The organism is [Leptolyngbya] sp. PCC 7376 (genome assembly GCF_000316605.1).
In the GTDB taxonomy this organism is placed as follows: Bacteria; Cyanobacteriota; Cyanobacteriia; order Cyanobacteriales; family MRBY01; genus MRBY01.
Window position 1 is genome coordinate 4,368,919 of record NC_019683.1, and the last position, 14,588, is coordinate 4,383,506.

Consider the following 14,588-nt stretch of genomic DNA (forward strand, 5'->3'; position numbering starts at 1 on the left):
ACTCAATTCAAAAAAACGGAGATTAAATTCAATGCCAACAATTTTGGAACGATATCAAAAAGCGTTTCCAAAAGACCAAGAGTTAGCACAGCAAGCCAATAAAGTTTTGCCGGATGGCATCACTAGTGATGGTCGCTATATGGAACCATTCCCCATCTACATCAAAGAATCAAATGGCAGTAAAAAATGGGGAGTAAGCGGGCAAGAATTTATCGATTATCGGGGAGGAAATGGGGCTTTATTGTTAGGCCATAATCCACCAGAGATTGTGGCCGCAGTAACCAAGCAACTCCAACTAGGAACTCACTATAGTGCTTGTCATCCTTTAGAAATAGAGTGGGCAAATTTAATACAAGAGTTAATTCCATCCGCTGAGAAAGTACGTTTTACAAACTCAGGAACCGAAGCCAATTTACTCGCAATTAGGCTAGCCCGAACTTATACTGGCAAAAATAAGATTCTTCGATTTTTAGGGCATTATCATGGCTGGCAAGATTCTGTAATCTTAGGGGCTGGAGAAGGAGAAAATACTCCTTCTGGTATTCCTTCATATATCGCTAGCCAGACAATTGCTTGTCCTCCCAATGATCTGGATATAGTAGAAAAATATCTACGGGAAGATCCCGATATTGCATGCATCATTTTAGAACCAACAGGAGGATGTTCTGGAGTTGTTCCGATAACAGGCCAGTTTCTAGCTCAATTAAGAGAACTCACACTACATTACGGTGTTGTTCTAATTTTTGATGAGATTATTACTGGTTTTCGAGTACATCCTGGTGGTGCCCAAACTTACCATCAGATCACGCCAGATCTAACAACACTAGCAAAAGTTGTCGCTGGAGGATTACCTGGTGGTGCTGTTGCTGGGAGGCAGGAAATTCTAAATTTAATCTCTAAAAAAGTACAGAAAAAAACACTTAAAAGTACAAAAGTTTCTCATCTAGGGACATTTAATGCTAATCCAGTTTCTGCTTCAGCAGGGATTGCAATGCTAACAGCAATAAAAACGAGAAAACCTCACAAGCACATTAATGAATTAGCAAACTATTTTCGTCAACAACTCAATCAAATTATTGATGATAATCATCTAGATTGGGTTGTGTATGGTGAATTTTCTTGTCTCAAATTTTTAATTGGTCATGGGTTGAAAGGATTAAAAACCGCTGATTTTAATCCCCATACATTGGATTATCGAAAATTAATGTACCGTGGCAATCCTTATTTACGTCAATATTTACGTTTAGGTTTATTGCTTAATGGAATTGATATTTCTCTAAGCAGTGTGATTATGGCAGCACATTCAACCAAAGATATAGACCAAACAGTTACTGCATTTTCTCAGACAATTGCATGGTTAAAAACTGAAAACTTAATTTAAACTAACTTTTCAAAAAGGTAAAAAAAAATGGCTCAAGATATTTTTCCTCAAGTTCCAGATCGACCAATTCTATACGATTGGCTATATCGGAAAACAGACAAAGATGTTGATATGTACTGCCAATTAACTGAAGGTCATTCTGAAATCTTAGAATGTGCTGTCGGTACAGGAAGATTGGCAATTCCTCTTGCTGAAAAAGGAAGGATTGTACATGGTATTGATTACTCAGCTGCAATGCTGCAGAAATTTCGAGATAAGCTCCCAAGCCTATCAGAAGAAACTCGCGATCGCATTCATCTATATCACGAAGATATGCGAGATTTCAACTTAAATAAAAAGTTTAGTTTTGTCTTTATTCCCTTTGCCAGCTTTGTTTACCTTCTATCCATTCAAGATCAGAAGTCATGCTTGAATGCTTTGCGTAATCATCTTGCTGATGGTGGAACATTGGTGATTGACTTGCCCACATGGGTAGAAGCAAAGGATGAAAAATGGTTAGACAATGACGTCGCTGTGATGAAGGTAAAACAAGGAATCAATCCAGAAACTGGTAATACCACGGAAATGTGGAGTACTTTTCGGTTTGATCACTCGACCCAAATTATGGAGCAAGATCGGCATTATAAAATCTATGATCAGGAAGGCTTGCTAGAAAGAGAGCAAGCTGTTTTATGGCGCAGTCGCTTCTTCTTCCTCGGAGAGTTTCAATTATTATTGGAAACTTGCGGATTGAAAGTTACTGATATTTATGGGGATTTTGCATTTGGCCCTTATCAATCTGATAGTGAAGTTGCTGTAGTGCTTATCAAAGCTGCTTAGGCATTCTCTTCTTCAAAGTAAATAAATCTAAATTTGCGATAAAAAAAGATCCTTAGATATTCTAAGGATCTTTTTTCTTGAGAAGCAAGAATTAGATGCTTCTATTCAGCGAAATATTCTCGCTTTATTCCGCTGGGGGAATCATTTGTGAAGGGTTTAGAGTTTCGCTATTTGTTGTGCCTGATGAGAGTTGCTGGATGCGAATATCTTGGATTGGAGTCGTGAGCTCAATATTTAATTCATCCAGTCGTTTCTGTAATTTAAGAAGCATCACAATATACATCTCCCAATATTCTTCTGTTTTGGTCCAAGAGCCTAAAGTAATTGAGACATGGGAATCAAAATGTGAGTTATAGGGGAACCAATAGTGCCGTTCAACTCGAGGTTCATCAGATGCTATCTCAAACCACATGTTCTTGACTTTCTCTAAGTCGTCAACGAATTTAACATTGATGTTCAATGTTAATTTTCGCATGTCACTATGGGTATGGTTGACGATATTTCCTCCCCAAACAGTGTTATTTGGGATTGTGATGATACTTCCATCGAAGCCTTGTAGTTTGGTGTTGGCTAGGGTGATTGATCGAACAAAAGCCCAATAGCCAGCAACTTGAATTTCATCTCCTACATCGAAAGGCTTAGTTGTCAGGAGTAATAAGCCACTGGCAAAGTTACCAAGGTTGCTTTGTAAGGCAAAAGCTAAGATGAAACTTGCCCCCCCTACTAAAGCAAGTACTGGTCCTAAACTGACTTCTAAAGCAGTTAAGCCCAGAAGGATACCCAAGACAATCCCCCCTCGTTTGACAGTCATTACAGAGAACTCTCTTAATAGGTTGGAAGTGTTCCCAAACTTTTTAAGGGATTTATCCAAAGCTACTGCGAGGGCTTGGGTAATTGCGACAGAAATAGCCAATACCACCAAGAAAACTGCAATGTTTTTAGCCCAGCGCAGACCTCCTTCTTCAGAGGCAAGCCAGCCCTGAATTCTGACTCCTAAGCCAGATGTATCGGTTACGTCAATCTCTAAAGTGCTAACTGCTTTGATATAGGTGCGATAAGAAGTGGAATCTCCGCCTTTGGCATCCATTTCATCAAGGACAACTTCTAAGCGATCAGCGATCGCCGTTTGTTCTTCTTGAAGCTCAGTAACCCCTTTAACTAGCTCTTGTTTTAACTCAGCTTCTTCTTCGGCTGAGTCTTCAATATCTTCAGCAATTTCCTGAAGGATTTCTTCCTCTTCCTCGAGTTTTGCATCGTCTTGCAAAAGCTCAGCTTCGTCTTTTTCTTCCTCAGCTATCTCATCTAGTGTTTCTTGAGCTTCACCCAGAGTCTCTAAAGATTCCTTATCAACTTCAATCGCTTCACTGTTATCGTCGGATGGAGGAGGAGTTTCACCAGATTCTTCGGCTTCTTTCTCTTCTACAATTTCTTCCGCTTTTTCAATCGCTTTTTGGCTAGCTTCATCTTCTTGTAATTCCTCTTGGGCTTCAATAACTTCCGTTACTGCAGCTCTCGCTTCAGCTAGCGCGGCTTCAGCCTCCTCTACTTTCTTGATGGCATTATCATACTCAGGGGTACCAACTTCGGCATTCTCTTTAGCTTGCTGTGCTTGCTCCAAAAGTTTCTCCGCCGTCTCGATTGATTCGACAGCTTCTTCTTTGGTATCGGTAATTTCATTCCGCCGTTTAATAGCGATCTCTGCGTCTGCTTTTTCTTGAACTTTAGCTTTGAGCAACATTAGCCAAGCAGCAGCTTCGACTTCTAACTCTTCGAGAAGCAAAGGCTGTACTAAAAATTTGAGCTGATCCAGAGGAATTTCAGAATTTTCAGCAGTTATCGCTTGCTCTGTTTCCGGTTCTCCTACAATCGTAGTGGTCAGAGGAGTTGCTCCAACTTCTTCTTCTTGAGCTTTCAACGGCAAACCGAGGCAAAAAGAGCTCACCATAATACTCGTGGCGATTATAACCTTAAGCTTTTGCTTGAGTGTTGATTGCTGTTTGGCAAACTTCATTACCTGCTTTTTCCTACATTAACCATTTGTGTTTGCTAAGTATGAAGCAGGGAAGAACTATAGTAAACAAACTATTTATAATTGTTAAGCTGAAGGGAATTGCCAACTTAACTGAAGATATTAGAAATTTAGTCACCATTTTTCTGCAAGAACGGCTGTTTCTGACAACTCTCTATCTGTTGGCTCATTATCTCTCGATATTCTTTGGCTGGATGCTGGTGTTGATGTGGGTGGAAGTATCCTCGTATCGGTTCAAATGCTGATAAAAATCGTTGGGCATGACCAGAGGACTTGAATCTGCCCATTCGCCTTTCCCTCACCCTCGTCGGTCGATGGGAATTCTATACTCGATTATTCAAGCCTCTATGCTGTCTATGCTCTACCCCTTTGAGTATGTTCTTTTTAGCGGCTCCATAACTCTTGAGTTTATCGGTGACTATCACTCTAGGAAATGTGTAGTAGAGCCAGATGCCATGGCAGATTATCTCGCTTGGGTAGCGATGTCTTTTGTAGAAATGATTCATTGACTCATCTGACAAAGTCCTTGTCGTGAAAACCTTTCACTTAAGTTGATAATGTCATTGAGGGGAATTATGGAGAAAGAAACTTCCGAACAGGCACAATAGTGATTATAGGCCCCGGATGTTAGCCTTATGGATTACTCTTGCTTATATAAGAGGATGTCTGAAAAGTCTGGTTTCAGGCTAATCGTCTTAGAGGATGTTTAAAAAGTCGAATATCAGGCTAATCGCCTCAAGAGCAGACGAAGAGAAGCGATGTAAATCCAAGCTTCTGCACTCTCAGTGGAACATTCATAATCACGACTCAAACGTCTGCACCAATAGAACCAGCCAAATGTCCTTTCCACCACCCATCGCCTTGGCAGAGGAGTAAAGCCCGTTTGTTCTTTTGGGCGTAGTACCACCGCCAATATCCAACCGAAGCTATCCATTACCCAGCGCATGAGGTTCGCCCCATGATAGCCTCCATCGACATAGAGTAAATAGAGGCGCTCTAAATTTAAATCCAGACTTTTGACTCGCTCTAGTAGGAATCGCAATCCTTTGATATCAGAGACGTTAGCAGCTGTAACGATTATCGCTAGGGGGATTCCCAAGCTATCCACCATCACATGACGTTTGCGTCCTTTGACCCGTTTGTTGCCACACCAACATCCTGATGAATCATTTGACCTCTTGCAAAAGGTTATGGCAATTCAAAATTGTAAAGACCAGCAATGAGATTGAGTCTTAATCCCCATCTCCGACGGCGGTTACGATATCGACTGGATAAGAGGCGGAATCTTTTGAGCATTCTGAATACCATCTCAATGGTGATTCTTTGAGCTGCTAAGAGGATGTCTGAAAAGGGTCTGACCGTAACTTTTGTCGAAATGAGTTGCACGTAAAAATAAGTACTTCAGGCGATCAACCTGGCGGAATTTACGCAGTATTTATCGAACATAAAGACTTTTCAGACATCCTCTAAGAGCTGATTCTCCTGTTTCTGTTCCCGCAGTCAACTCTCCTCCTCGGCTTCTTGTGAGGAGTGTGACTCCGCTGATGTCGCTTGTGTATACCTTGATATCCAGTGTCGGCAAGGCAGAGTTGTCCCTGCTGAAAATGCACTCTACTCTTTTTGAGTAGTTTGAAGTCATGGGTGCTACCTTTCTCACAGTCACAACAGATAATCTGTGCCCACTGCCAAGCAATAACTATTTGAGCTTTAAGAGAATGATGCTTCTTTTTCCCTGAGTAGTAAAGACGTTGTTTTTTGCGGCTTTTCAATCGCCTGTTCTGTGGCATCCATCACCACTACTGTTAGAGATAACTCTTCTGAACCATGGAGCTGTTTCATGCCGGGTAAGTGGCAATCGGTTTCTTTGATGAGTGTATTCTCTGTTTTTTTGCACCATGCGACAAACTGTTGATTCATGAATGCCCCATGATTGAGCGATAGGAAAATAAGTGCGATATTCCCTCAGATATTCCAAGATGAGGAGTAACTGATTTTCCAGGGATAAAATACTGGGACGACCAGGTTTTTGCTTTGCTTTAGCTTCTGCTATAGCAGCGAAGGAGAAGGTTAGGACATAGAACAGAAGGCTATTCTGATGGCATCGAACAAATCCTCAGTCTTCTTGATGAGCTTACTTACCTCCTTCTTTAACCTCCCCCAAAACTTCTCTATCTTGTTCAGGTGTGGTGAGTAGGGTGGCAAAAATATCACTTCACATCCTGCCTTCGCCACCAATGTTTGTATTCTTTCCTTTGGATGAACACTGGCATTATCCAGAATAATAATTTGACCCGGAATCAACTCTGGCACTAAGCAATCCTCTACCCATTGGCAAACTAAGGCGCTGTTGGCATAGCCCTCAAATACCATCGGTGCTATCTGCTCTCCCTCTCGCCATCCTCCAATCACGCTAACTCGTTCTGTACGATGACCTAACTTCTCTGCGATAAACCTCTCTGACTTATGGCAGTAGCCATACCCATAATCTAAGGTATTATCAAATCCACTTTCATCGATATATACGAGTCGTTCTTGGACATACTGCTTCAGTTGTGCCACAAATGCTTTTTCTAATTCTTTATCTCTCTCTTGATATCGATAGGTCTTTTTTTTCGAGTAAATTCAATTTTCCGTAGAGCTTCACGTCTGGATGCATCACTAATAGACTCTGGCCATTTCTCCGCCATTTCCTTCTGGGTTAGATGCCCATATTCCTCTGCAAAAGCACGAAAAGCATCTAGATCATTAATCTTCGGTTGAGGGCCTCGACGGTAATCTGTCTTCGGAGCGACTGAACCGATTTTCTCTCGTCGTTTCAGCCACAGGTCTAGCGTATTTCGGCTAATACCAAAGAAGCGACAGATATCACTTTTTCGTTCACCTTTATCGAAGGCGGCAACAGCTTTTAGGCGTAAATCAAGACTATGGGGAGCAGGCATGGCATCTATGTTTATTGCTTCTATCCTATTCTGTCTTAACCCACTCCTTGCCTGCTATAGGACCTCTACCAGACGATTGAAGGTCTGAAGTTTAACTCCACAGGCTCTCCTGAATTGTTCTGGAGATAAATGTTGGAGCTGTTCGTAAGTTGGCATTTTTATCGCTATGACTCTGTTACTTTCCTCTTTTTTACCTACTCTCACCCCTTTTGCAAGAGGTCAAAAGAACCAACCCACAGAGGTTTCACCTCGAGCGGCATGACCATCAAAAACGCGATGTTGAGAGATGCGGCGATTGTGACAAACCTTGATACTGGTGGCATCAATGAAACTGATTCCTGTGCATTGGCCATAACAGTGGCGCCAATAGATGCACAGCGGTACTAATGTAGAAGGCATCCATTCCACAAAACGTTGGTAACTCACGGCTCTGGGAAAAGCTCCTCGCCAATGATGACGCACATTGATGAGATAGAAATACTTGAAGTTACGATAATGAGATTGATGAAAAGCAATCAATATCGTCATTATCTCGCTTAAACTCAAGCTTCTTGAGCGACGTCGCCGCCGTTGTTTCGAGGCCAGCAGCTGTTGTTGCCATTGAGGTTCAAAGACTTGGCAGAAATCATCAACAGCACAAAACAAAGGCTCTAGACTGGTCATGGGAGAAGGTGGTGGGCTGTTTATCAACTTCCACAATATGCACTTTCTCCTTTTTCTTCATTATCCCGAACTCACGTTACCTAAAGCACTGTTATGGTCAATGCACAGGTATTCGTTTCATTGATGCCACCAGTATCAAGGTTTGTCACAATCGCCGCATCTCTCAACATCGCGTTTTTGATGGTCATGCCGCTCGAGGTAAAACCTCTGTGGGTTGGTTCTTTGGTTTCAAACTACATCTGGTTATCAATGATCGTGGAGAATTACTCAATGTGAAAGTCACACCCGGCAACACTGATGATAGAAAGCCTGTGGTAGAGCTATTGAAAGAGTTATCGGGAAAAGTCTTTGCTGATAAAGGTTACGTCTCTCAACCTCTGGCACAGTATTTACAAGAAGAATATGATGTGACGCTTCTAGCTAAGCCTCGTCGCAATATGAAGAATCACCTGATGCTTTGGCGTGACAAAGTTCTGGCTCGTAAGCGAGCTTTGATTGAAACAGTCATTGACCAACTGAAGAATATTTCTCAGATTGAACATTCCCGCCACCGCAGTCCTGCCAACTTTTGTGTCAACTTGCTGTGTTGTCTCATTGCCTATTCTCATCAGCCCAAGAAACCTTCTCTAAAACTTGATTAGAACCTTTATTCCTTATCCCGAACTCACGTTAATCTCATTGCTGGTCTTTACAATTTTGGAGAGTTTCAAGAGAGTAATGTTAAACGCCAATTGCGCAGTAGCTCAATACTTCCATTCACTCTAAATTTCGCAAACAGTGCCATGCTCAAGTCCACCATGTGTTTTGATTTAGAGACGACCTTCGTCCTGCGATGAAACCGAGCAAACCAATGGCGATTGTCTGAGTTGTTTCTCTCAATTGCTATTGTCTCTTTCTTGCTAATGACATGAAAAGCATCTGGGTGATTCTCTAATAGCTGTTGATAGGGTTTCCAATTATCGGTGCAATAGACAGTGATTTGCCATTGCGAGAACCGCTCTAGTAAATGACCTAAAGTTCGACTATCACGACTTCCCAATTCCCAGTCAATGAGTCGCCCAGTATTACGGTCATATGCTTTCCAGACCCAAAGTTTGTTTTTTTCTCTTGGATAAAATGCCATAGCTCATCTAGCTCCACCACGACAGCAGACTCAGGAGTGGGCTTTTCATAATTGGCTTCACCGAAATCTCTTACCCAATTGAGCACTGATTGAGCTGATACACCGAGAATCTTGGCTGTCGCATTCATTGACATACCACTCATATACATCAATACAGCTTCTAATTTCATCCAGAGAGGCTTGCCCCGCTCTTTAGAAAAGCTTGTAAATTGATAATTGCACTGCTTACACTTAAATCGTTGACGATTTTTAGCGAATCCACTTTTGATGATGTCTTGAGCATTACATTGGGGACAGTGAATTGTCATAGCGAGACTTCCAAGGAAACGACTCACTCCATTTTGCTATAGCATTACTTACTTGAAACTCTCCAATTTTGAATTGCTATAACCTTTTGCAAGAGGTCAAAAGCTTTCTAAATCAGGAACAGCCGTCCTTGTAGAAAAATAGTAGCTACATTCCTAAAATCTTCAGTTAAGTTGACAATGCCCTAAAAATTAATAGCGAATCCGCGGATCAATCAGCGCATTCACGATATCGATCACGAGACTCATCACCACGACGATCGCCCCAAAAAAGACCATAATTCCTTGCACTGTTGGATAGTCCCGCAAAGAGATTGCCTCATATAATCGGTTGCCGAGACCTGGCCATGAGAAGGTTACCTCTGTTAGTACTGCCCCACCGAGTAATGCCGCAAACGTTAAACCGAGCACAGTAATAACAGGAATAAGCGCATTTTTTAGGGCATGATTTAAGAGGATTTTTCGTTCTGGGATGCCCCGCGCTCGCGCCGCCTCGACGTAATCAGACTTCAGGGTTTGCCGGAGATTTACCCGGACAATTCGTTCGAAGATACCACTCAGCAATAAGCCAAGGGTTGTGCAGGGTAGAAATAGATAATAAAGTGCTGTTTTTAGCTGGAGAAAATTGCCAGTGAGGACACTGTCGAGGGTATATAGACCAGAAATACTTGGGGGTGGCTCAATATTCAGCGGAAACCTTGTGCCGAGCGGAAACCAACCGAGCTTTACAGAGAACACCAATTGCACCACCATCCCCATCCAAAACAGAGGGAGCGCATAGGTGACGATGCCGAAGAGACGACCACCAATATCAAAAATCGTGCCTTGTTTCGAGGCCGACAACATTCCGACACTCACACCAATAGTCACTGCCACCAACATCCCAAAAAAGGTGAGTTCTACCGTCGCTGGGAAATGTTGCTGAATCACTTGCCACACATCTAAACCACGACTGGTGAGAGAAGTCCCAAGATCAAATTTGAGAAGCTGGCCGAGATAGGCAATATATTGCAACCAGAGTGGCATATCCAAACCCAACTGTTCTCGCAGAGCAGCTTTCGCAGCTTCCGGGGCACGGTTACCAAGGATTGCATCGGCAGGGTCGCCCGGTGTTGCCCGCAATAGCAAAAACACCACCGTCACAATCGTGAACAACATCAACGGCGCCAATATGAGGCGGGTCAAAATGTAGTATTGGAGGGCTTTACTGCGGGAGGACATAGCGATTTGGTTTCCGGCGGACTGCAAAGATTATAGAGAAACACGGGGCGATCGCCACATCTTTGCGTTGAGTCCTAGGATTTAATCAATTCCACCGCATCCCGTCCGTCCACATTTTGCAAAAATACTTTCACCTTCTCATCCTTGGCTGTCGGTAATTTTTTGCCTGTGAAATCTGGCTGTACAGGCAACTGACGATGACCCCGATCCACGAGCACCGCCAACCGAATCAACTCCGGACGACCATAATCATTCACCGCGTTGAGAGCTGCCCGAATCGTTCTGCCACTAAACACAACATCATCCACCAGCACCAAGTGTCGTCCATTAATATCAAACGGAATATCTGTTTTGGACGGCGTGCGCACACTGATTTTGTCGAGATCATCCCGATAAAACGTGATATCCAGCGACCCCACAGGCACCTGAATATTTTCTAAAAGATCGATTTGTTTCGCAATACTCTGGGCTAAGGGCACACCACGCGTATAAAGCCCTAGCAACGCTACATTTGATAAATCCCGCGCTTTCTCGATAATTTGTGAAGCGAGACGCGTCAATGTACGGCGCATTTCCTCAGCGGAAAGAATCTCGATGACACTGTCTGTCATGGTCAACCTTGGTGCAGTAGGTTTATATTGTACGCCTTGCACTGAACCCCAGGCGATCGCTGCCTATTTTTTCCTGTACTAATGATTCCAAAAGAAAAAGACAGCCCTGGAGCTGCCCTTAAAATCTTAGATTTCTAAATCGCTGATATAGATCCCTAAAGGAAACTGGGTTTGTGGCGAATGAGGTTTAAAAATTCTTCGCGCGTTTTCTGCTCATTCTGAAAACAACCAATCATTGCACTGGTCACTGTCCAAGAACCAGGCTTCTGAACACCCCGCATAGACATACACATATGCATTCCCTCCATCACAACCGCGACACCTTGAGGCTCAAGCACTTCCTCTACAGCCTCAGCGATTTGACGAGTTAAGCGCTCCTGAACCTGTAGACGACGAGAATACATCTCTACAATCCGAGCCAACTTACTCAAACCCACAACCTTCTGGTTTGGAATGTAAGCAACATGGGCACGACCCATGAAAGGCAACATGTGGTGTTCACAGAGACTAAAGAAATCAATGTCTCTTACCAAGACCATTTCATTGTGTCCTTCATCAAAAATGGCACCATTGAGCAGTTCCTCAAGGGATTGGTTATAACCTTGGGTCAAAAACTGCATTGCCTTCGCAACACGCTTAGGTGTTTTTAGCAAACCTTCTCGCTCAGGATCTTCACCAACTGATTCCAACATGGTGTAGACCGCTTCCATCATTTTTTGCTGGCTTTCTTCTGTAGAAGGACGGATGCTTGCCGTCTTACCATCATTGCTATTGCGGTCGGGGCGGGTGACGATATCCGCGAGATCACGACCTAGAGCGTCTGTTGTGGGGGTGCTAGAACCACTGTTGGTACTGTTTAAAGAAGATGTCGTCATAATGTGTTGTTTAGTTTTAGGAGTAAGAATGAATTATGCAGGATATGGCTAAATTAGCCGTTGAAGTCTATAGGACACCTGCACTGGATGTGACTGTAATGTCTTCAATATTTGTGCCAGCTAGTAGCCTGACAATTTGAAGGATGGTTTCAGCAACATTTATTTGGGTCAGTATTATGCTGTCTAAATCAGCATCAGTCATCTCTGCATCCCAAATTGAAGTCCGAAGTGCACCAGGTATTCTTGTCATTACCTGAATACCATTGGTGGATTCTTTCCTCGAAGTTGTCTGAAAAATGCTAGTGAGGCTAAAAGTAAAACTTTCTATAGAGTTTTTCATTGCCTCAAGACGCTCCATGAAACGCCTCATTAAAACCTGATTAACCCTAATAATCTTCTTTGCCAAACCCAAAGATACAATCCTGCCAATTATTTGATTGGCTTTTGTGGCAATGGATTTTTTTGTATCGGCAGAAAAGTGCATAGAGACTAAGCCTTACTTTGTCTTAACGTCCAATTCCTTTCGCTTGCCTAGTTTTTGTCGCCTAAAAATCGCACTTAAAAAAGGCAAACCCATGTCGGAGTTGCCATCAAGGCGATATAAATGCGGACAAATGCTAGTCCGAAGGCAGAAAAGCGAGCTCCAATGTTATGCATCGCTATACAACCTTAATGCTTGAGGTATTGACACCCTAACAAAGCCTGAGCAATGTTACAAAATGTTACCAAAACAGTATAACACCCTAAACCTTAACGATTATGGGTGGTTTAAGCAGATTCTAAAAATACACCGATTTTACGGAAACGCTGATAACGAAGATCTTTCCGTTGTTCGGGTGTCATCTGTAGCAAAGTTTGTAAGTTTGCTTGGATCGTTTGTTTGAGAAGCTGAGCGGCATTAATCGGATCAGAGTGTGCGCAAGATGGCGGCTCTGGGACAATCTCATCGATAATGCTGAGTTTTTTTAGATCTTCGGCAGTGATTTTCAGGGCGGCAGCAGCTTGTTCAGATTTACCTGCATCTTTCCATAGGATTGCAGCACAGGCTTCAGGAGTCGCCACGGTATAAACGCTATGTTGCAGCATGAGAACGCGATCGCCGACCCCGATTCCCAAAGCTCCACCGGAACCACCTTCGCCAATAACGGTGCAAATAATTGGTACATCGAGACTAAACATTTCTCGCAAGTTGTAGGCGATCGCCTCCCCTTGACCAAGTTTTTCCGCTTCGAGGCCTGCCCAAGCGCCAGGTGTATCGATAAACGTCAGGATCGGCATGCCAAAGCGATTAGCGTGATCCATCAAGCGCATTGCTTTGCGATAACCACCAGGGGCTGGCATTCCGAAATTTCGGGCGACATTATCTTTCGTATCGCGACCCTTTTGGTGACCAAGCATCATTACAGGCTGACCATCGAATCTCGCAATCCCACCGATTAAAGCTGGATCATCGGACCCACCGCGATCGCCGTGAAGTTCAAACCACTCGTCTGTCATCATCTGCACATAATCGAGGGTGCTCGGACGGCGAGGGTGGCGGGCGAGTTGTAACCGTTGAGCTGGGGTTAAAGCACTAAAAATTTCATTCCTGAGCAAATCTGCGCGATCCTCAAGCTGCTTAATCTGCTCTGAGACATCGACATTATTTTCTTCTGCAAGCTCTCGAATCTGATCGATCCGTGATTCCAGCTCAGAGAGAGGCTTTTCAAAGTCGAGGAGAAATGTGCGTCGCTCCGTTTTTGGCATGGTGATCTTGTTCACTGACAGCGTTTACCGTTCTCCATTATCGCCACAAGCTTTGCCAACAGTAAAGAAATCCGTACTGCGATCGCCCCTGAGTTTTGCCAAAATATAATTAAGTCAATAAGTTTTTAATTAAAAAAGTACGTATATGAGTAACACAAGTAATTTTCGGGATGCCATACGGCAGGCAAAAGGGCAAGCTCTTGTTGGTTCCGATGTCGTCAAAAATGCCCTCCCCTATCTCGGCGGTGGTCTCGTCCTCACAGCCCTCGGTACCTACGGCGGCCTAGGAGTACTTCAAACAAACCCCAGCATGTTTATGCCAACCTTTTGGGTTGCGCTAATTGCTGAATTGGCATTATTCTTCGTTGCTCGTGGTGTTGCAGAGAAAGGGAATAACGCTACCGCATTACCTCTCCTCGCTGTTTATAGTCTCCTTTCTGGCTACACTCTCACTGGTCTAGTCGCATTGGCGATCGGTACCGCTGGTGTTGGTATCCAAGGTGTTGGGATTGCAGCATTAGGTTGTGGTGTCACCTTTATTATTGCCCGAAACATTGGCTCGAATCTATCCGACGAAGATGGTCTAGCCCTCGCACAAACGGTTCGCCTTGGCATTACAGCATTGTTCGTTGTCCTCATCGCACAACTTGGTTTTAGCCTCTTTGGTGTTTACACTCCCAGTTGGTTAGAAGTAGGTATTTCGGGTCTAGGTACACTCCTATTTGCTGGTTGTGCAGTCGTTGACTTCTACGTCCTGCCTCGTACCTATCGGGATGAGCAATACCTCTCCGCTGCACTCTCGATGTACCTCACTTACATCAACCTCTTTATCTTCATTCTCCGTTTGCTGATTGCGATCAATAGCCGCGACTAGAG

The 14,588-nt window shown here is 43.5% G+C and carries 13 protein-coding genes and 5 pseudogenes; 4 read left to right on the forward strand and 14 right to left on the reverse strand.

Annotated features, from left to right (window positions below; genetic code table 11):
- The first annotated feature begins 31 nt into the window (after positions 1 to 31).
- The gene (locus LEPTO7376_RS19695) at positions 32 to 1,381 is read left to right on the forward strand and encodes an aspartate aminotransferase family protein (RefSeq protein WP_015135818.1); all 1,350 of its coding nucleotides are present in this window, start codon (positions 32 to 34) and stop codon (positions 1,379 to 1,381) included.
- 27 nt (positions 1,382 to 1,408) lie between these two features.
- Positions 1,409 to 2,200, forward strand: coding sequence for a trans-aconitate 2-methyltransferase (locus tag LEPTO7376_RS19700; RefSeq protein ID WP_015135819.1), 792 nt, complete (start codon positions 1,409 to 1,411; stop codon positions 2,198 to 2,200).
- 124 nt (positions 2,201 to 2,324) lie between these two features.
- On the opposite strand, the gene LEPTO7376_RS19705 is transcribed toward LEPTO7376_RS19700, so the two are convergent.
- From LEPTO7376_RS19705 to LEPTO7376_RS19735, 8 genes and pseudogenes are all read right to left on the reverse strand, one after another.
- Positions 2,325 to 4,211 (reverse strand): mechanosensitive ion channel domain-containing protein, encoded by a 1,887-nt coding sequence (locus LEPTO7376_RS19705; protein ID WP_015135820.1) that lies wholly within the window; start codon positions 4,209 to 4,211, stop codon positions 2,325 to 2,327.
- Positions 4,212 to 4,470: 259 nt separating this feature from the next.
- Positions 4,471 to 4,660: pseudogene (locus LEPTO7376_RS27985) on the reverse strand (DDE-type integrase/transposase/recombinase); the annotation flags it as partial.
- Between the two features lie 290 nt (positions 4,661 to 4,950).
- Complete coding sequence (locus LEPTO7376_RS19715) at positions 4,951 to 5,427, reverse strand: IS5 family transposase (protein ID WP_083891174.1); 477 nt, start codon at positions 5,425 to 5,427, stop codon at positions 4,951 to 4,953.
- Positions 5,418 to 5,567: pseudogene (locus tag LEPTO7376_RS26625) on the reverse strand (transposase); the annotation flags it as partial. The gene LEPTO7376_RS19715 and the pseudogene LEPTO7376_RS26625, both read right to left, overlap by 10 nt.
- A 128-nt stretch (positions 5,568 to 5,695) precedes the next feature.
- On the reverse strand, positions 5,696 to 6,016 hold the full coding sequence (locus LEPTO7376_RS29270; RefSeq protein ID WP_225901134.1) for a transposase family protein: 321 nt from the start codon (positions 6,014 to 6,016) through the stop codon (positions 5,696 to 5,698).
- Positions 5,937 to 6,146 (reverse strand): hypothetical protein, encoded by a 210-nt coding sequence (locus LEPTO7376_RS27995; protein ID WP_225901135.1) that lies wholly within the window; start codon positions 6,144 to 6,146, stop codon positions 5,937 to 5,939. Before LEPTO7376_RS27995 ends, LEPTO7376_RS29270 begins: the two co-directional genes overlap by 80 nt.
- A 150-nt stretch (positions 6,147 to 6,296) precedes the next feature.
- Positions 6,297 to 7,168: pseudogene (locus tag LEPTO7376_RS29275) on the reverse strand (IS630 family transposase).
- 222 nt (positions 7,169 to 7,390) lie between these two features.
- A pseudogene (locus LEPTO7376_RS19735) lies at positions 7,391 to 7,831 on the reverse strand (transposase); the annotation flags it as partial.
- Positions 7,832 to 7,908: 77 nt separating this feature from the next.
- Here LEPTO7376_RS19735 and LEPTO7376_RS19740 point away from each other — a divergent pair.
- Positions 7,909 to 8,472 (forward strand): annotated as a pseudogene (locus LEPTO7376_RS19740) (IS982 family transposase); the annotation flags it as partial.
- Positions 8,473 to 8,537: 65 nt separating this feature from the next.
- Here the strand turns inward: LEPTO7376_RS19740 and LEPTO7376_RS26025 are convergent.
- The 6 genes from LEPTO7376_RS26025 to accA form a co-directional block, all read right to left on the reverse strand.
- Positions 8,538 to 9,262 (reverse strand): IS1 family transposase gene (locus LEPTO7376_RS26025; RefSeq protein WP_398338393.1). Its coding sequence is split into 2 segments (ribosomal slippage): positions 8,538 to 8,936 and positions 8,939 to 9,262, totalling 723 coding nucleotides; the frame shifts between segments, so codons are not numbered across the junction.
- Between the two features lie 189 nt (positions 9,263 to 9,451).
- Positions 9,452 to 10,480: an ABC transporter permease gene (locus LEPTO7376_RS19750; protein WP_015135821.1), complete on the reverse strand. Its 1,029-nt coding sequence runs from the start codon at positions 10,478 to 10,480 to the stop codon at positions 9,452 to 9,454.
- A gap of 74 nt (positions 10,481 to 10,554) precedes the next feature.
- Complete coding sequence (gene pyrR, locus LEPTO7376_RS19755) at positions 10,555 to 11,091, reverse strand: bifunctional pyr operon transcriptional regulator/uracil phosphoribosyltransferase PyrR (RefSeq protein WP_015135822.1); 537 nt, start codon at positions 11,089 to 11,091, stop codon at positions 10,555 to 10,557.
- A 155-nt stretch (positions 11,092 to 11,246) separates the two neighbouring features.
- Complete coding sequence (gene folE, locus LEPTO7376_RS19760; RefSeq protein WP_015135823.1) at positions 11,247 to 11,966, reverse strand: GTP cyclohydrolase I FolE; 720 nt, start codon at positions 11,964 to 11,966, stop codon at positions 11,247 to 11,249.
- A gap of 67 nt (positions 11,967 to 12,033) precedes the next feature.
- Positions 12,034 to 12,324, reverse strand: a complete 291-nt coding sequence (locus tag LEPTO7376_RS19765; RefSeq protein WP_160148526.1) for a hypothetical protein — start codon at positions 12,322 to 12,324, stop codon at positions 12,034 to 12,036.
- A 410-nt stretch (positions 12,325 to 12,734) separates the two neighbouring features.
- Entirely contained in the window at positions 12,735 to 13,712 is a 978-nt protein-coding gene (accA, locus tag LEPTO7376_RS19770) for an acetyl-CoA carboxylase carboxyl transferase subunit alpha (protein WP_015135824.1), read from the reverse strand.
- Positions 13,713 to 13,857: 145 nt separating this feature from the next.
- On the opposite strand from accA, the gene LEPTO7376_RS19775 reads away from it, so the two are divergent.
- Positions 13,858 to 14,586 carry a Bax inhibitor-1 family protein gene (locus LEPTO7376_RS19775; protein WP_015135825.1) on the forward strand — a complete coding sequence of 243 codons (729 nt, stop codon included), beginning with the start codon at positions 13,858 to 13,860 and terminating at the stop codon, positions 14,584 to 14,586.
- Positions 14,587 to 14,588 lie beyond the last annotated feature (2 nt).